At 70.2% G+C, this 16,860-nt stretch carries 13 protein-coding genes; 7 read left to right on the plus strand and 6 right to left on the minus strand.

Going from position 1 to position 16,860, the window contains the following annotated elements:
• Positions 1–544: 544 nt before the first annotated feature.
• Complete coding sequence (locus tag TCUR_RS20405) at positions 545–1,582, minus strand: TIGR03617 family F420-dependent LLM class oxidoreductase (RefSeq protein WP_012854467.1); 1,038 nt, start codon at positions 1,580–1,582, stop codon at positions 545–547.
• A 205-nt stretch (positions 1,583–1,787) separates the two neighbouring features.
• Between TCUR_RS20405 and TCUR_RS20410 the strand changes: the two genes are divergently transcribed.
• The 5 genes from TCUR_RS20410 to TCUR_RS20430 all read left to right on the plus strand — a co-directional run bounded on the left by TCUR_RS20410 (position 1,788) and on the right by TCUR_RS20430 (position 7,494).
• A complete protein-coding gene (locus TCUR_RS20410) occupies positions 1,788–2,426 on the plus strand; it encodes a DUF5753 domain-containing protein (RefSeq protein ID WP_012854468.1) in 639 nt (212 codons plus the stop codon).
• 14 nt (positions 2,427–2,440) lie between these two features.
• Positions 2,441–2,644, plus strand: a complete 204-nt coding sequence (locus TCUR_RS20415; protein WP_012854469.1) for a DUF397 domain-containing protein — start codon at positions 2,441–2,443, stop codon at positions 2,642–2,644.
• 1,553 nt (positions 2,645–4,197) lie between these two features.
• Positions 4,198–6,816 (plus strand): helix-turn-helix transcriptional regulator, encoded by a 2,619-nt coding sequence (locus TCUR_RS28440; RefSeq protein ID WP_012854470.1) that lies wholly within the window; start codon positions 4,198–4,200, stop codon positions 6,814–6,816.
• A 104-nt stretch (positions 6,817–6,920) separates the two neighbouring features.
• Positions 6,921–7,127, plus strand: a complete 207-nt coding sequence (locus TCUR_RS20425) for a hypothetical protein (RefSeq protein WP_012854471.1) — start codon at positions 6,921–6,923, stop codon at positions 7,125–7,127.
• A gap of 124 nt (positions 7,128–7,251) precedes the next feature.
• Positions 7,252–7,494 (plus strand): HGxxPAAW family protein, encoded by a 243-nt coding sequence (locus tag TCUR_RS20430; RefSeq protein WP_012854472.1) that lies wholly within the window; start codon positions 7,252–7,254, stop codon positions 7,492–7,494.
• 66 nt (positions 7,495–7,560) lie between these two features.
• Here TCUR_RS20430 and TCUR_RS20435 read toward each other — a convergent pair whose 3' ends face one another.
• Both TCUR_RS20435 and TCUR_RS20440 read right to left on the minus strand, forming a co-directional pair.
• Positions 7,561–8,847 carry an ArsB/NhaD family transporter gene (locus tag TCUR_RS20435; protein WP_012854473.1) on the minus strand — a complete coding sequence of 429 codons (1,287 nt, stop codon included), beginning with the start codon at positions 8,845–8,847 and terminating at the stop codon, positions 7,561–7,563.
• 19 nt (positions 8,848–8,866) lie between these two features.
• Complete coding sequence (locus TCUR_RS20440; protein ID WP_012854474.1) at positions 8,867–9,325, minus strand: CBS domain-containing protein; 459 nt, start codon at positions 9,323–9,325, stop codon at positions 8,867–8,869.
• A 463-nt stretch (positions 9,326–9,788) separates the two neighbouring features.
• Between TCUR_RS20440 and TCUR_RS20445 the strand changes: the two genes are divergently transcribed.
• Both TCUR_RS20445 and TCUR_RS20450 read left to right on the plus strand, forming a co-directional pair.
• Positions 9,789–10,175 (plus strand): group I truncated hemoglobin, encoded by a 387-nt coding sequence (locus tag TCUR_RS20445; RefSeq protein ID WP_012854475.1) that lies wholly within the window; start codon positions 9,789–9,791, stop codon positions 10,173–10,175.
• 278 nt (positions 10,176–10,453) lie between these two features.
• The gene (locus TCUR_RS20450) at positions 10,454–10,924 is read left to right on the plus strand and encodes a GNAT family N-acetyltransferase (RefSeq protein WP_012854476.1); all 471 of its coding nucleotides are present in this window, start codon (positions 10,454–10,456) and stop codon (positions 10,922–10,924) included.
• Between the two features lie 194 nt (positions 10,925–11,118).
• On the opposite strand, the gene TCUR_RS20455 is transcribed toward TCUR_RS20450, so the two are convergent.
• The 3 genes from TCUR_RS20455 to TCUR_RS20465 form a co-directional block, all read right to left on the minus strand.
• Entirely contained in the window at positions 11,119–13,272 is a 2,154-nt protein-coding gene (locus tag TCUR_RS20455) for a hypothetical protein (RefSeq protein ID WP_012854477.1), read from the minus strand.
• A gap of 348 nt (positions 13,273–13,620) precedes the next feature.
• Positions 13,621–16,233 (minus strand): serine/threonine-protein kinase, encoded by a 2,613-nt coding sequence (locus tag TCUR_RS28130; protein WP_012854478.1) that lies wholly within the window; start codon positions 16,231–16,233, stop codon positions 13,621–13,623.
• A gap of 155 nt (positions 16,234–16,388) precedes the next feature.
• Positions 16,389–16,784 carry a DUF1330 domain-containing protein gene (locus TCUR_RS20465; protein WP_012854479.1) on the minus strand — a complete coding sequence of 132 codons (396 nt, stop codon included), beginning with the start codon at positions 16,782–16,784 and terminating at the stop codon, positions 16,389–16,391.
• Positions 16,785–16,860: the final 76 nt, after the last annotated feature.

The raw sequence follows: 16,860 nt of genomic DNA on the forward strand, positions 1-16,860 counted from the left end.
CCGGGCGGAAAGCCGCCGGTCCTCTTCAGCGGAGCCGGGCGATCATCGTGGCGATATCCGCCCAGGCCAGCGCCGGAATGAGCCCCTTTCAACGCAACGTCTCCGCAGGTCGGGACGGAGACGTCGCTGTTAGAGACGATGCGGTGACCCGGCACGCCGCAGTACCGGAGGCCACCCGGGCTCCCGTCCCCGACACCTTGGGCCACGTGCTGAAAAAGGTTCATGGGCCAGGCCCGGTGAGCCTTGTCCAACACGTGGTCTTCGGGGCCCGGATGGTGTTCGAGACCGTGACGTTGCAGGTCACCGCATCGTCCTCGACTGTGACGCCCCGCATGCGACCTGCAGGAACGGCATGTGGAAAAGGCCCAGCGTCCATGGCCGTCGCCTGCCCGCCGATGGGACGGTTCTCGGACGATCAGACCGGCGGGGCCGAACGCATCAGCGGACGCCGGTCTCGGCCATGCCCGACGCCCCACCGCCGCGGCCGCAGGAGCTCCAAGCCTGCTTCAGGGAACTCGTGGAGACGGCTGTTCATCGGCCGCCGTCAGGCGGGAGCGGCGGGAATCCCGCGGCACTGATCCACCAGCAGCCGGTAGAGGTCGTCGTGCTCAGAGTCGTCCGGGACGTTGATCACGATCCCGGAGCAGCGCCCGGCATACCAGTCGCCGAGGATGCCGGGCATCTCCTCGAAGGTTCCCTGGGGGACGAGCATCGCGATGACGTCGTCGCTCATGAGATCGGCGAGGTTCGCCCAGTCCTTGCAGCGGGCCATGTCCGACAGCGCCGCACCGAGGTCGCCGAGGCCGAACTCCTCCAGTTGCCTGCGGTAGGCGGGGGTGCTGTAGAGGAACGCCAGCTCTGCACGGCGTTCCCGCCTGACCCGGGCGAGTTCACGGGAATCTTTCGCGATCAGCGGATACGGCCCGACGACGACCGCGGGGCCGTTGTCGTCGCGTCCGGCCTCCCGTGCCCCGCGGGCGAGGGCGGGAAGGATCCTGCGCTCGAGCATCCGGGGGTGGGAGCTGGTCGGATGGCAGACGAAGCCGTCGGAGACCCGCCCGGCCAGGGCGCACATTTCGGCGTTCACGCCGCCGGTCCAGATCTGCGGGGCGGGATGGTCGATGGGGCCGGGGTTGAAGTACGGCTGGAGCCGCTCGAACCGGTAGTGGCTGCCGGTGTGCTCCAAGGGCTCGCCGGTCTGGAAGGAGTGGAAGATCGCGCGCAGCGAGGCGACGTAGTCGCCCAGCCGCGCGACGGGATCGGACCACGGGGTGGAGAACCGCCCGACGATGTTGCCGCGGACCTGGGAGGCGATGCCGAGCTGGAACCGCCCCGCCGACAGCTTCGCCAGGTCCCATGCGGCGTAGGCGGTCAGCATCGGGCTGCGCGGGAACGCGACGACCATGCTGGTGCGGATCACCAACCGCGAGGTGTGGGTGATGGCCAGGGCCGCGACGGTGAAGGCGTCGTGGATGGTCTCGGGGACGTGCAGCACGTCATAGCCCAGGCTCTCGATCCGCTGGGCGTACCGTCCGACCTCGCTCAGCGGCAGGCGGGGCGGGCACGAGGCAATGATCTCCAACGAGCGCCTCCGTTCCTGATGATGCGCGGGACGGGCTCCGGCGAACACCGGCCCGCCCGGCAGCAGGGTGGCGCTTCGGCCGGCGCCCGGGTCGCCGAGTTCCCGCTCATCGGACTATGCGGTCTCACCGAGCAGGCCCCAGTGAGAACTCGCCGCTGGACAGCGGGCACGGCCCCATGAACCCGTCCGTCTTCCACGACCGGACGTGCCATCGGCCCGGGGCGAACCCGTCGAGGATCACATCGGTGACGATCGTCCGGCCCTTCCCGCCGGTCGCGCCGGGCCGGAGGGGCACCCGGTATCGGAAGCCGAAGCCCAGACGCTGCTGACGTACAGCGCGATACTCATTCCCGGACTGCTTCAAACTGAGGACTACGCCCGCGCCGTCATCAGGGGCATGCTCCCGGAACTCTCCTCTGAAGAGGTGGAGCGGCGAGTCATAGCCCGGATGGATCGGCAAGCCGCCCTGAGCAAAGAAAACCCGTTGCGGCTCTGGCTGGTCGTGGACGAGGCCGCACTCCGACGCCAGATCGGCGGCCCTCAGGTCATGCGCACGCAGATCAAGCACCTGCTGGAGTCTTCGGAGCGCCCAGAGATCACACTCCAGGTACTTCCCTTCGAGGCAGGCCCTCACCCAGCGATGCTGGGAGAGTTCATCATCCTCAAGTTCGAGGATCCACCTGCGCCAGACATCGTCTACATCGATGGCCTTGCTGGCGACCTATTTGCAGACGATGATTCAAGTATCAAGCGGTATGCCACGGCCTTTGAGTACCTGCGTGCCATCGCGTCCAGCCCGTCAGCTTCGCGCGAGGTTTTGTCATCTCTGATCCGAAACATCTGATTGAGAGGTACCCAATGCACACGCTCAACCCCTCCCAAGCCAAATGGCGTAAGAGCAGCCGCAGTAGCGGCAATGGCGCCTGCGTCGAGGCCGCCCGACTGGAGACCGCCATCGGACTGCGCGACTCCAAGAACCCCGACGCCGGACACCTCACCATCTCCCCCGAAGCCTTCGCCGCCCTCCTGACCCGCATCAAACACGGCGAACTGACGGCCTGACCGCCTCTCTCCCGCCCCGACCGGCCATGCGGCCTCTCGAGAACAAGCACGGCAGGCGGATCGCAAACCGCCTCCTGTGCTCCGGGCATCGAGCGAGCCCAGCGAGCAGGTCATCTCTGCGAAGCCTCCGCCCCTCCCCGCCTCCGCGTGGACCAGGCGAGGCGGCTGCCGGCCGAGCAGGCCCGAAAGGAACGGCCCGCCATCGGGAGTCCCCTCCCCTCCCGATGACGGGCCGGTGGCCGGCGTCCTGCACAAGGCAGGAGAGATGCACGGGTCTGGAAAATCCCGTTCGGTGAACGCAACGAAGACTCGGTCCCCTGCACACCGCGGCGGTCTTTGACGCCCCGCGTCAGACCGCAGGCCTGGCACAGCCTATATCGCACCTCACTTCATCGGATATGTAAAGCCGTCGCTGTCCGTAACCCTACCTTCGCTCAACGCAAGACGCGCCCCGAACGGGGAGCACGGGCTCGGCGGGTTCGCCGGGAACCGGCCCGGATCGCATGCCGAGCACCCCGGCCGGCCTCCTGTTTGAGCTGCTCAACGGGGCTATGGCTCGCCTCTGGGACGCACCTTGGCGCTCAGGGCCGTCCAGAACGACGCACCAATCAGTCATGTCACTTCTATGCAGAAATCATCATTCGCGCAAGTGACCGCAATACCAATAACGGTCACCCTTTCGGCCTCTTGGGCGGGAACACCAAGGATGACCCACACGTCCGAAACCTTGATCAGAAAGTCGCAGCAAATGATCAGACCCAGGCATGTGAGATAAAGAGGCCAAAACCATTACATTCTTCTGCTCTCGTGCTTCAGAGAGAATGCGATCTTGTGCGCTGTCTCGGAGGCAAGTCCGCAGGGCACGCCGCCGCACGTCTCGGCACCGCCCTTCGCTCACATCCGCCCGAGAGCGGCGGGCACCGTGCGCTCGCCCCAGAGTCTGGGCGCTGAGCAGCTTCAACATCGAAAGCCGGTGTCCCGAGGCCCACGGCATGCTCACATGGCCGCGTCCAGGGCGGCCCGACACCCGCCCGCCGACGCGAAAAGCGATCACCGGGTGAGCCGGCGCGGCGCATCAGCGCTTCTTCAGAAACCGGATCGCTTCCGTTGGCGGGCACGCGCCCAGTCTTGCGATGTCGATCGCGATCAGGCGCCATGGTGCGCGTTCACCTTGTGGGGCCCGCCGTGAGCCGCCAGGACGATGCCCCCACCGGCTCTTGCGACAGTTCGAACCCGTCCTCGAACACCCTGCGCACCACCAAAAAGCCGCAGCCGAGAGGGCCAAGCACCCGGCCACTGCTTCGCTCACCACCGGAGACGGCGCGTCCCGGCCTCCGGCCCCGCGCCCGGTCCGCGTTCAAGAGGCAAAGGAAGACACGCCACGCCGCGTCGCGATCGTGGAATCTTTACTGGGACGGGACCAGCGGTGCGCTGCGGTCCTCGGCGAGTGCGGGAAGGGCCGCGGCCTTGTGGTGTCCGCCTCGTCTCCCGCTTTGAACCCCGCCGTCCGTCCGGTCCGTCATGTGAAAGAGCCATCACGAGGAGAGTGCCGGATGCGTTTGCTGGAGCGGGACGATGCGCTGGGCCGGCTGCGGGAGGCGACGGAGCAGGCCGCGGGCGGCACCGGGCGCGTCGTGGTGGTCGGCGGGGAGGCCGGGGTCGGCAAGACGACCCTGGTGCGGCGGTTCGCCTCCGAGCTCGATGACGGGGTGCGGGTGCTGTGGGGGGCCTGTGACGACCTGACGGTGCCGCAGCCGCTGGGACCGCTGCTGGAGATCGCCGAGCAGACCGGGGGGCTGCTGCTGCCGGCGGTGCAGGGCGGCGACCCGCGGGAGGTCGGCCGGACGCTGCGGGCCGTGCTGGCCGAGGACGTGCCGCGGGTGTGCGTGCTGGAGGATTGCCACTGGGCCGACGAGGCCACCTTGGACGTGCTGGCGCACGTGGCCCGGCGGCTGCGGGGCCTGCACACGGTGCTGCTGGTGACCTTCCGCGACGAAGGGCTGGGCGCCGACCACCGGCTGCGGGCGGTCATCGGGTCCATCCCGCCCGACGACCTGGTCCGGGTGCCGCTGCGTCCGCTGTCGCGGGCGGCGGTGGGCGAGCTGGCCGGGGCGGACGCCGACGTCGACGCCCTGTATGCGGCCACCGGGGGCAACCCGTTCCTGGTCACCGAGATGCTGGCGGCCGGCACCGGGGGCGAGGCCGGGCCGGTGCCGCCGACGGTGCGGGACGCGGTGCTGGCACGGGCGGCGCGGCTGGGCCCGGCGGCGCGGGCGCTGCTGGAGGCGGTGTCGGTGATCCCGGCCCGGGCCGAGCTGTGGCTGGTGGAGGAGCTGCTGGGGCCGGTGGCGGAGGCGGTGGAGGAGTGCGAGCGCTCCGGGCTGCTGGTGGTGGAGGGGCAGACCCTGCACTACCGGCATGAGCTGGCCCGTCTCGCCTACGCCCGCTCCCTGCCGTCACTGCGGTCGGTGGAGCTGAACCGGGCGATCCTGCGGGCGCTGGAGGAGCGCCGGCAGGACCCGGCCCGCCTGGTGCACCACGCCGAACAGGCCCACGACCACCGGGCGCTGGCCCGGCACGCGATGACCGCCGGGCGGCGGGCGGCCCGCAGCCGTTCCCACCGCGAGGCGGTGGCGTTGTTCGAACGGGCGCTGCGGCACCCGCAGGCGCTGGAACCGGCCGAACGCGCCGCGGCTTATGAGGCGCTGTCGGAGGAGGCCTACATCGACGGCCGCTCCGACCTGGCGCTGAGCGCCCGGCAGTCGGCGCTGGCGCTGCGGCGCGAGCAGGGCGACCTGCGGGCGGTCGGGGTGAACCTGTGCCGGCTGTCGCGGCTGCAGTGGTGGACGGGGCGGCGCCGCGAGGCCGAGGAGACCGCCGAGCAGGCGGTGGAGCTCCTGCGGCGGCTGGGGCCGTCCCGGGAACTGGCGCTGGCCTACAGCCACCAGTCGAACCTGCTGATGCTCGTCCAGCGCACCGGCGAGGCCATCACCGTCGGGGAGAAGGCGATGGAGCTGGCGCGGGTGCTCGGCGACACCGCCACGCTGCTGGACGCGCAGACCAACGTGGGCTCGGCGCGGATGTTCCACGACCCCGATGGCGGGCGCGAGCTGCTGCGGCGGGCCGGGGAGACGGCACTGGCGTGCGACCTGGAGGAGGATGTGGACCACATCGCCTGCCGGGCCTTCCACAACATCGCCTCCATCGACTTCGACCACTTCCGGCTGCGGGAGGCCCGGCCGCGGATCGAGCACGCCCTGTCGGTGGCCCGCAAGCTGGAGCAGTGGTGGTTCGAGGCCGACACGCTCATCCTGCGCGCGATACACGATCTGGCCTGCGGACGCTGGCAGGCCGCCGTGACGACCGTGGAGGAGCTGCTGGGGAGCGCCGAGCTGCCGAGTGTGTCGGAGGCGCCGGCGCTGCGGGTGCTGGCGGCCGTGGAGCTGCGGCGCGGCGGCCGGCAGGCGCACTCCCTTATCGAGCAGGCCTGGCGGCTGGCCCGTCCCACCGAGGAGCTGCAGTGGATGCGGCCCGCGGCGGCGTTGCGCGCCGAGGCCGCCTGGCTGGTCGGGGACGTGCGCGGCGTGCGGGAGGCCACCGACGCGGTCTACCCGGTCGCCCTGGAGCACGGCCACGCCTGGGACATCGGGGAGCTGGCGGTGTGGCGGTGGCGCGCCGGGCTGCTGCAGGCCGCCCCGCCCCGCTGTGCCGAACCTCACGCGCTGTCCATCGCCGGGGACTGGGAGGGCGCGGCCGCCGCCTGGGAGCGGATCGGCGCCCCCTATGAGCGGGCGCTGGCGTTGTGCGACGCCCCCGACCCGCAGGCCGTGCTGACCGGGCTGGGGATTTTGGACGAGCTGGGCGCGTCCGCCCCGGCCCGGCTGGTGCGCCGCCGCCTGCAGCGGCTGGGGGTGCGCAACGTGCCCCGCGGGCCGCGTCCGGCCACGCGCGCCCATCCGGCCGGGCTCAGCCGCCGCCAGGCCGAGGTGCTGGAGCTGGTGGCCGCCGGGATGTCCAACGCCGAGATCGCCAAGACCTTGTTCCTGACGCCCAAGACCGTCGAGCACCATGTGTCGGCGATCCTGCGCAAGCTGCGGGTGGATTCCCGGGCCGCCGCCGCCGAGGCCGCCCGTTCGCTGGGGCTCGTCCGTCCCCCGGCGGCGAGCGGCTGACCTGGGGACCGGCCTGAGAATCCCATGGGTTATACATGGTGGAGGATTGACCGATTCGCACCTTGCAGCCGGGGTGGGCCGCCGGCCGGGGGGAGCTTTACACGATGCCAGCCTTCAAAAAGCCGTTCGGCTTCCAGCCGCTCGAACAGCAGCTCGCCCAGCGGCAGGCCGAGCAGGAACGGCAGCCGGTCAAGCACGGCAAGTACATCGACCATCCCACCGCGCGTTATGTCCTCATCCTGCTGCTGACCCTCGTCGTGGTCGTGCACGTGGGCGGTGCCATCGTGCTGGCCCTGCTGGGCATCCACTAGGGCCGCGGAAGGCGGGGCGGGTCGAGCGGCCATCCCCCCACGGGGACCGGGGGCGGGCACCCGTACCGTTGACAGGATCTGGCGTTACCACGGGCGCCCGGGGCGCCCTTCGACAGGAGGTTCAATGTCCGCAAGTCATGCTGGACGGCCCAGCTCGTGGCTGGTCGTCGCGCTGGGCCTGATCGGTTTCACCATCGGCGGGGTCGCCCTGTGCATCGGCCCGAACTGGGTGCTGTTCGGTGTGGGCGTGGCCGTGACGGTGGTGAGCGGCGTGCTGGGCCTGGCGGTCGGCATCATGTCCGATGTGGTGCTGGACAAGCCGCGGGCGGTCTCCGGCGGTACCCCGGCGGCCAAGTCCGGCAGCTGACCCCCGAGAAGACGGCGAGCGCCCGCCTCCCGGATCCGGGAGGCGGGCGTTGTCATGTCCGGCCCGTCAGGCGAAGTAGCGCAGGTAGACGTAGACCCACGCCATGAAGGTGGTCAGCAAGGTGACGGTGATCCCGTACCGGGTGAACTCCCAGAACGAGATGCGGTGACCGCTGCGGGCGGCGATGCCGATGGCGACCACGTTGGCGCTGGCGGCGACGGCGGTGCCGTTGCCGCTGAAGTCGGCGCCCAGGGCGAAGGCCCACCACAGGGCCTGCCCGGTAGCCGCGTCGGGGGCCTCGGCGGCCAGGCCCTCGACGATGGGCGCCATGGTGGCGGTGTAGGGGATGTTGTCGAAGAACGCCCCCAGCACCGCCGAGCCGAACAGCAGGGCCGTGGCGGCTCCGAAGAAGTTGTCGCCGACCGCCTCCACCGCCCAGGAGCCGGCGGTCTCGATGACCCCGGTGTGGACCAGCCCGCCGACCATCACGAACAGGCCCATGAAGAACACCAGGGTGGGCCACTCGACCTCGCCGAGGACATCGTTGATGTCGGTGCGGGCGACCAGGATCATCACGCCCGCCCCCAGCAGGGCGACGATCGAGGGCTCTATGTGCAGCACCGAGTGCAGCCCGAAGCCCAGCATCACCAGGGCCAGCACCACCAGGCAGCGCGCCAGCAGCGCCGGGTCGGTGATCGCCCGGCGTTCCTGCAGGGCCATCACCTCGGCCACCCGGTCGGGGTTGTAGTGGAACGACTTGCGGAACAGCACCCACGCCAGCAGCGCGAACGCCACGCAGATGATCACGACGACGGGCGTCAGGTGCACCAGGAAGTCGTTGAAGCTCAGCCCGGCGCGGCTGCCGATGATGATGTTGGGCGGGTCGCCGATCAGCGTGGCCGCGCCGCCGATGTTGGAGGCCAGCACCTCGGCGATCAGGTAGGGCTGGACGGGGATCTGCAGCCGGTTGCAGACCACCACGGTGACCGGGGCCACCAGCATGATGGTGGTCACGTTGTCCAGGAACGGCGAGGTGATCGCGGTGATGGCCACGAGCATGACCATCAGCCGGTAGGGACGTCCCCGGGAGCGTTTGGCGGCCCAGATCGCCAGATAGTCGAAGACCCCGGTCTGCTTGATGATCCCGACGATGATCATCATGCCGAGCAGCAGGAAGATGACGTTCCAGTCGATCCCCTCGTGCTCGGAGAAGAACACCTCGGCGCCGGGGATGAGCTTCAGCGCCGCCATCGCGCCGGCGGCGATGAGCACGACCTTGACCTTGTCGGCCTTCTCGGTCGCGATGAAGAAGAAGGCGGTGACGAAGATGGCCAGGGCGAGGGTCGCGCTCATCGGCCTCGCCCCCCGCCGTTCACTCCTGCGGTGCGCTCAGCGCCAGGCTGCCCAGCAGCCGGTCCAAGGTGACGGCGCCGGTCATCGTCCCGTCCCGGTCCACCACGACGACCAGCGGGGTGCGCCGGCGGGCCATGAGCGCCGCGGCTTCCAGCAGCGTGGCGTCCTCCCGCACGGTGACCGGGCGGAAGTCCTGGTCGTGCAGGAAGTCGCCGATGGTGAGCTCGCCCAGTTCCCGCCAGAACAGGTCGGCGTGCGGCTCGTCCACGGTCCGGGCCAGCGCCGGGTCCTCCTGGTAGGACCGCGGCACCAGCATCCGGAGAATCTGGGTGCCGGGCACCACCATGCGGGGACGGCGGCGTTCGTCCACCACGATGAGTCCGGGCAGTCGCCCCAACGCCATGACCCGCACCGTCCGGGTGACCGAGTCTCCGACGGCCACGGTCGGCACCTGTATGGCGATGTCGCGTGCTCGCATGGCGTCCTCGCGGGGGGTGGACGTTCGTGATGACCCAGGCGGCCCGCCCTGCCTCCGCGTCCGATGCGCCGGGCGGAGCGGGCGGGAACAGCGCGGCGGGGAAGCTGAGCAAGGCCATCACTGCTCGTACCGGCGCCCGTCGTGGATGGGGGTCGTTGAGACGGTGATGTCTTTGCTCACAGGCGTTCCTTCCTCGCTGTCTACAGATCTGCCATGACAGGGTTTCCGATCAAGGAAGCCGACCGGTATGGGTGACAACCCCCATATGGGCACTTACGGAGCATGTATTCACCATGACGGACAAACCTCACAGCCCTCCGCCTGTGACCTGCAGTCCTCTCATTGAAGGTATCGCAGAGTGAGAACATCGTGACTTTCTGTTTTCACGGTGCTGATTCACAAGAAACCTCTCGCTGATGCAGTGGGCTGACATGCAAGCCCACATCGCGGAGAGGACGGCGTTATGAGCGAAACTCCCCGACAGTCCATCTACGAGGCCATCGGAGGCGAGGACGCGCTGATCGCGGTGGTCGACGACCTTTACCGCAGAATCCTCGACGACCCCCTGCTGAAGGGCTTTTTCACCTCGGTGAACATGCCCCGGCTCAAAGGACGGCAGGTGGAGTTCTTCGGCCAGGCCCTGGGCGGGCCGATGACCTACACCGGAGCCTCGATGCGCAAGGCGCACGCCGGGCTGGGCATCGGCCCCGAGCATTTCGCGGCGGTGGCCGGGCATCTGAAGGACGCGCTGGCCGGCGCCGGCGTCCCCGCGGACCTCATCGAGGAGATCATGAACCTGGTGGCGCCGCTGGCCGACGAGATCGTCACCGTCCCCGCGTCCACCGGCTGACCCGCCCGGTGGCGGCCGGACGAGCGGTGCGCCCGGCCGCCACGGAAACCGGCCCCGCCGCCGGATCTCCCCTCCACACCCGGCGACGGGGCCGCGCGGCGCCCGCTCCGGTGAGCGGCCCTGCGGGCCGGCGGCGTCCCACGCGCAACGGGCGCCTCACCGGACAGGACGCACGAGTCGCCATGATAGATGACCGTTAAATCAATCTTGCTGAGATTTCCTGGGACGACCGTCTGCTCGGTCCCGGGCACCGGCCGCGGTGGGCGAGCATGATGGCCATGGAGATCAAGACAGTGGGCTACGACCACCCCGACGCCGCCCGGCTGATCGACGGCATTCAGCAGGAGATGGTCGTGCGGTACGGAGGCCCGGACGAGACACCGGTCGAACCCGCCCAGTTCTCCCCGCCGAACGGGCTGTTCCTGGTCGGCTACCGGGACGGGGAGCCGGTGGCGTGCGGCGGCTGGCGCTCCCACGGGAACGGCACCGTCGAGATCAAGCGCATGTACGTGGTGCCGCAGGCCCGCGGCAACGGGTACGCCAGGCGCCTGCTGGCCGAACTCGAGCACACCGCCCGCCGGGCCGGGCACCGCCGCATCATCCTGGAGACCGGCGAGAAGCAGCCCGAGGCGGTGGCGCTGTACCGGTCGGCGGGCTACGGCGACGTCCCGCCCTTCGGGCACTACGCCTGCGCCCCGGGCAGCATCCACCTGGGCAAGAACCTCGACGCCCCGGAAGACTCCGGCTGAGGCCGCGTGGAAGGGCGCGCGGCGCACCCCGCGGCCGCGCGCCCGAAGACCGAACCCTTTTCAACACGTGGCCCAAGGCCCCGGGGGTGGGAGCCTCGAGGGTCTCCGATGCCGTGACGTTGCAGGGCACAGCTTCGCCCCCGCCTGCGAGGCCTCGTCTCGACCTGCGGAAACGGTGCGTTGAAAAGGCTTGCTCACGCTCCGATGCTCCAGCGGTCGCCCCCGGCCACCACGTGCAGCAGCGAGCCCGGCTCCAGGACGAAGGAGGCCTCCCGATGATCCCACCCCACGGAGGCCAGGCAGGGGCCGCGGGTCAGGTCCTCGGTGAGGAGATGAACCTGAAGATCCTCCCACTTCTCCGAGGTGAAGCGGCGGAGGCGGAGCTCACGGCGAGGACCGGTGTACACGATGACCTCATCGTTGGCGCTCTCGATGAACGTGTCGAAGGAGCGCACCGGCAGATCGCCCTCCCCCAAGGGGGTGACATCGATGAACCAGTCGCGATCGGGGTTGTACCGCCTCTCTCCATGGGTTTCGATGGACCAGTTCCACCGAGCGTCGACGACGAGGATCATGGGCCCCTTGATCGGGAAGGTCGCCTCGACCGTGTCGGCGAGCACTCCCAGCTCGCGCCAGCGGAGGTCATAGCCCTTGATCCTCACGCCCTTTCGGCTGTTGGCGACTTTGGCGATCGCCGGCGGCCCGGTGTAGAGGAGCACCTCGCTTTCCTTGCCGGTGGCGCTCCGGTGCAGTAGGACGGCGTCGTGGGTCTCGTAGAAGGCCAGGTGCCAGACGGCATCGGAGGTGACGGACAGGTAGTTCAGGGAGCTGTGCCGCTCAAAGTGGAACCTGCCCTCTTCTCCGTGGAGTTCGTAACTGTTGAAGTAACCCTTATCAGAGGAGCGCTTCTTGCGCCCCTTGACCACGGTTTCTCCCAGCTTGCGCAACCCGACTCTCCAGGCGACGTCGTCGGGCTTTTCCTGCCTGATCTCCAGGATGGAGTCATAAGGCAGCTCCGGAGGAATGGGGACGACCTTGTTGCCCTTCCCCTCGATGACCGCCAGCGGGATCTTCACCCCTTCGCCCAGGTCTTTCCCAAAGTGCTCGAGCCGCCAGGAGGAGTCCTCAGAAATAATCTGCACCAAAGAATTTTGGTGCAGCGTGAACGTGGCCTCTTGCTTTTCGGACGTCCGGCTTTCCGGCCCGTTCAAGCCGACCTCATGACCGATGCGCAGGTCGTCGGTGAGCTGCCGGAAGACGACGCCGAACTCACCGGAGAGGGCCTTGGCGCGGACGGTGCAGGACGGCCCGGTGTAGCGGAACAGCTCGCTTCTTCCTCCCCCGCCCTCCACCAGGCCCGCCGAGGAGCGGACCGGGATCATCGCGGTCGTCATGGGCTCCACCCGGATCGACCACGAGCCGGCCGCCTCGACCTTCAGCACCGCCGGGCCGGGCAGTGGAACGAAGTCCGACCCTCCCATGGAAAGCCGGCCGAGCGCGCACATGTCCGTGCCGAATTCGATGATCTCGCCGAGGAGAAGAGCGTGGGGCACCTGTCCTTCAAAGCCGGTGCCGTCGTGCTCGAACCGCGCGAACCCCTTCGGGCCGGTGTAAACGAAGTATCCACTCCCCTTCCCGCTGATTTCTCTGCCGAAGCGTTCCAGCGACTGCGCGTCGAAAAAGGAGATCTCCCAGTCGGCGTCGCGAGGGGCGTCAATGCTGAGATAGGGGTATCGGTCCCCCGGGTAGAGGCGCCGGCCGCGGCCCATGCGCCGACGCCGCCCGCGTATCGCGATCGGCTCTGCCGCATTGGACTCGACTCTGTACAGCACGTAAGGCGGAAGATTCTCAGGCCGCCGCAGAAGCTTCGGGCCCCGACCGGAGAGCACGACCACCGGCGGACGGACCGGGCCGCTCCAGTCCAGCCTCACGGCCTCGGGGGGCACGGTGTAATCTTTGCCGCCATGCCGGCGCGGCCTGCTCACCCATCTTCCCACCAGGGCGATCTCAAACCTGGCCAGGGCGTTATAGGCGTCCCGGAGAGCGACCTCAGCGCACATGCCTCCCGGTATGGACACCAGTGAGGGGGGAAGCACCATCTTGCGTTCCCCTTTGTCCAGCTCACTCTCCAGCAGCCATGTGTAAGCGCTCCGGTAGTTTTTCCAGGGAACCTTCGCATGCGCTACTTCACGGGCGATCCTGATGGCTCGCCTGATCCTTTGCAGCTCCCAGTGCACAGACTCGTCGTCACTTTTCTCCTTATATTCGAAACGAAGCAATTCCACAGCCCAGGAGATCTGTGATATCTCCTTCTTCACCCGCCGTTGCAGCAACTTTTGCTTCAGCATGCGCACTCCGCGATCACCAGAACTGACGGCATGATATGCGCCATCGCCCGCCTGCACCGAAAATCAACGGCCCCCACTTGCGGATGACAGAAACACACTCATTTCGGAATGCCCGAAACACGGAGAGGCGATGCAAAGACACGCAGTCGGCACGGCCTCAACCTGCCCGGCGCGCTTTCCCGCGCACGATTTCAGCCGCCGGGAGCGCCGCGTCCCGGCCGTACCGTCCGGATCACGGCTGCGACCACACCTGTGAGCGCCCCTCTGGCGGCATGGCAGAAAGGCCGGTGAGGCTCCGGATGGAGGGCGCGGGGACGGGCCGTTCCAGATCGCGCCCTCTCCGGCGGGTCAGCGGCGGGTGACGGAGAAGGTGGTGCAGGACGAGCCGTCGGATTCGATGGTGCCGCTGATGCGCGAAGGACGGTTGACGGGGATCCGGGCGACCAGGTCCACCATCAGGTAGTTGGCGGGACGTCTGATCCAGCGTTCGCCCTGCAGACGGAGAACACCATCGTCGGTGTAGGTGCCCTTCATGAGATAGGCACCGGAGGGAACTCCCGGGTTGCTCGGATGGGCGAAGAAGCGGAAGACCGCCTCCAGCCCGTTATCGGAGGACCTCCTGATCCTCAGCCGCATGCCGGTCAGTCCCTGAGTGCAGGTGTAGGTGCCCTCCCACAGGCCGAGCAGGCCCGCCACCCTCCTGCGGCCCTGCGGCGTCGCCGAAGGCTGCGGCGTCTGTGTCGAAGGGACGGGTGCCGGCGGGTTCACCGCGCCGCTGTGGGGAGCGGCCGGCGGCGCGCTCGTCCGGGCGACCGGGGCCGGTTCCTCGCCGGAGCCGGAGGAGACCGCATACAGCCCCACGGCGGCCAGGCAGATCAGGGCGAACGCCGCCGCGCCCGCCACGGCGACCTTCGTCTTAGCGCGTCCGGCGGGCTGTTTCGCGGCATCGGCGTAGCCGCCCGGGATGGTCGCCGCCCCGTAGGGGGCAGCGGCTCCCCCGGCACCGGGCTGCCCGGAGCCGTAAGGCCCCTGCCATCCACCGGGACCGGCGGGAGGCCACCCTCCGGCGCCCGGTCCCCATCCGGCGGCCCCCGGATACGGTCCGGCCGGGCCGCCCGGCGGCGCGGGAGACGTTCCGGCAGGAGACCATGGAGCCGCCCCGGACGTCCCGAAAGATCCAGGTGTTCCGGGAGGCGCGGGCTCTCCGGAGGGTGCGAGCGGCGGCCCGAAGGGCGCAGGCGCCCCGGGCTGCTCAGACGGTGTGGAAGCCCCAGACGGCTCACCGGGCGCCGGCGGCATTCCCAAGGGCGCAGGTGATCCAGGCGGCCCAGGCTGCGGCCCGAACGCCGCGGGCGCCTCGGGTGCTCCGGGCATCCCGGACCGGTCGGGCGGCGCAGCGGCTCCCGGCGGTGCTCCGGACGCGCCGGCGGACCCGGCCGAGGGCTCCACCGGCGCGGGCCCACCGAACGGGCCGGGCGCCCCAGGGTGCTCAGCGGGCATGGAACCCCCCAGCGGCGTCCCGGACGCGCCGTCAGGCACAGGCGGCGCCCCGGAAGAGGCGAACGGCCCCGGTGGCGGCCCGAAGGGCGCAGGCTCCTCGGGCGCCCCCAACGGCGCAGGCCCGCCGAACCCGGCGGGCGCCCCAGGCGGCACAGGCGCCCCGAACGGCGGCTGGGCCGCCCCACCGGACGGCACGGGCGAACCGGATGCTCCAAACGAGGCGGGTTCTCCGGGCCGGTCAGCCGGTGCGGGAGCTTCGAACGGCGCTCCGGACGACTCGCCCGGTCCAAAAGAGGCGGACGGATCAGAGGCCACCCCGGGCGGCGGCCCGGTGGGTCCGGAAGGCGCGGGCGGACCGGACGGCGCCCCGAGGGGGGCGGATGCTCCGGACGGCCCGGGTCGGTCATACGGCATGGACGCCTCCAGCGGCGCCGCGGCGGACCCGGCTGAGGGATCCGCGCCGGAGGGTGCGGCAAGCGGCGGCACGGGCGCCCCGAACGGGACCGATCCGCTGGACGCCCCGAACGACTTGGGGAACGTTCCGGGCGAGTCGGCGGGAGCGGGCGCCGGAGCGGCGAGCTCGGGGGCCTCCCGTTCGGCGATCATGGCGGTCACCGCGGGGGGCAGCCAGGGGCCGGCGGTCTCCTGGGGGGAGGCCGCCGACAGCCGCTCCAGCACCTGGGAGACCGAAGGGCGGGCGGCGGGGTCCTTGGCCAGGCAGGCGGTGACCAGGTCGTGCAGCGGCTGCGGGAGGGCGGGCAGGTCGGGTTCGGCGGAGGTGATGCGGTGCACCACCGTGGCGAGCGAATCGCCGTCGAAGGGGCCGCGGCCGCAGGCGGCGAAGACCAGCACCGAGCCCAGGGAGAACACGTCGCTGGGCGGGCCGAGGTCGGTGGCGCCGCGGGCCTGCTCGGGAGACATGAAACCGGGGGTGCCGATCACCGAGCCGGCGGCGGTCAGCGCGGTGGCGTCGACGGCGCGGGCGATGCCGAAGTCGATGATCCGCGGGCCGTCGGCGGCCAGGATCACGTTGCCCGGTTTCAGGTCGCGGTGCACCAGCCCGCAGGAGTGGATGGCGGCCAGGCCCTCGGCCAGCCCGGCGCCCAGCCGCAGCACGGTGTGCAGCGGCAGCGGGCCGTGCGCATCGACCGCCTCCTGCAGCGACGGGCCGGGCACATAGGCGGTGATCAGCCAGGGCGGGTCGGCGGTCGGGTCGGCGTCCACCACCTGGGCGGTGTGGAAGCCGCCGACCCGGCGGGCCGCCTCCACCTCCTGGGCGAAGCGGCGGCGGAAGCCCTCATCGTCGGACAGGCCGGGCAGCACCAGCTTGACCGCGACCGGGCGCCCGCCCGGGGAGCGTCCCAGGAACACCTGTCCCATGCCGCCGCCGCCGAGCCGGCCCAGCAGCCGGTATCCCCCGACCACGGGCGGGTCCCCCGGCCGGAGAGGTTGCAGTGCCATAGCGTCCGTCCGTCGCCCGTTCGTCCCGATGCCGGCGCCCGGGCGCCGGCGGTGCCGCCTGTCGTCCTGCGGCCGTTTTCAGTGAACCACCATTCCAGCAGCGCGGTGGGACCGACGGCAAAATGCCGATTCCGGACACGGACGGTCCGGTGCGGTCAGCCGGCGTCCTCGCGGGGCCGGGCGCCGGGGTTCCAGGGGGTCGTCGCCTGCAGCACGGCCTCGGTGAGCGCCTGGGTCCGCAGCCCCGTCACCTCCCGGTACTCGGGGTCGGCGACCATGCGGCTGAAGGCCTCGCGGCTGGGGTAGCGCACCAGCATCACCGCGTCCCAGGCCTGGCCGTCCTCGGCGACCAGCGCCGTGGAGCCCTCCCCGGCGTACAGCACCTCCACGCCGTAGCGGGCCGAAAAACGCTTGGCGACCTCGCGGGCGTACTCGGCGTACGGCTTGCGGCCGCCGGGGGCGAACCGCAGCAGGTTCAGCATGACCACCGGGCCGCCGGGGTCTTCTTCCAGGAACTTCTTGAGGGCCTCTCCGGTGGGGTTCACGGCCATGGGCGTCTCCTGCTCCTCCAAGCGCAACGACGCGCCGAGTGTAAGTGCGTCCTTGAGCCGCGCCGCCGCGCCGGGG

Origin of the sequence: Thermomonospora curvata DSM 43183 (assembly GCF_000024385.1) — a bacterium.
GTDB classification, from domain to species: domain Bacteria; phylum Actinomycetota; class Actinomycetes; order Streptosporangiales; family Streptosporangiaceae; genus Thermomonospora; species Thermomonospora curvata.

Bases quoted from the DNA above. Each gene is read 5' to 3' on its own strand.
- TCUR_RS20440 (WP_012854474.1), bottom strand. From the start codon at position 9,325: ATGCGAGCACGCGACATCGCCATACAGGTGCCGACCGTGGCCGTCGGA.
- TCUR_RS20450 (WP_012854476.1), top strand. From the start codon at position 10,454: ATGGAGATCAAGACAGTGGGCTACGACCACCCCGACGCCGCCCGGCTG.
- TCUR_RS28130 (WP_012854478.1), bottom strand. From the start codon at position 16,233: ATGGCACTGCAACCTCTCCGGCCGGGGGACCCGCCCGTGGTCGGGGGA.
- TCUR_RS28440 (WP_012854470.1), top strand. From the start codon at position 4,198: ATGCGTTTGCTGGAGCGGGACGATGCGCTGGGCCGGCTGCGGGAGGCG.
- TCUR_RS20430 (WP_012854472.1), top strand. From the start codon at position 7,252: ATGTCCGCAAGTCATGCTGGACGGCCCAGCTCGTGGCTGGTCGTCGCG.
- TCUR_RS20445 (WP_012854475.1), top strand. From the start codon at position 9,789: ATGAGCGAAACTCCCCGACAGTCCATCTACGAGGCCATCGGAGGCGAG.
- TCUR_RS20435 (WP_012854473.1), bottom strand. From the start codon at position 8,847: ATGAGCGCGACCCTCGCCCTGGCCATCTTCGTCACCGCCTTCTTCTTC.
- TCUR_RS20455 (WP_012854477.1), bottom strand. From the start codon at position 13,272: ATGCTGAAGCAAAAGTTGCTGCAACGGCGGGTGAAGAAGGAGATATCA.
- TCUR_RS20465 (WP_012854479.1), bottom strand. From the start codon at position 16,784: ATGGCCGTGAACCCCACCGGAGAGGCCCTCAAGAAGTTCCTGGAAGAA.
- TCUR_RS20415 (WP_012854469.1), top strand. From the start codon at position 2,441: ATGCACACGCTCAACCCCTCCCAAGCCAAATGGCGTAAGAGCAGCCGC.
- TCUR_RS20425 (WP_012854471.1), top strand. From the start codon at position 6,921: ATGCCAGCCTTCAAAAAGCCGTTCGGCTTCCAGCCGCTCGAACAGCAG.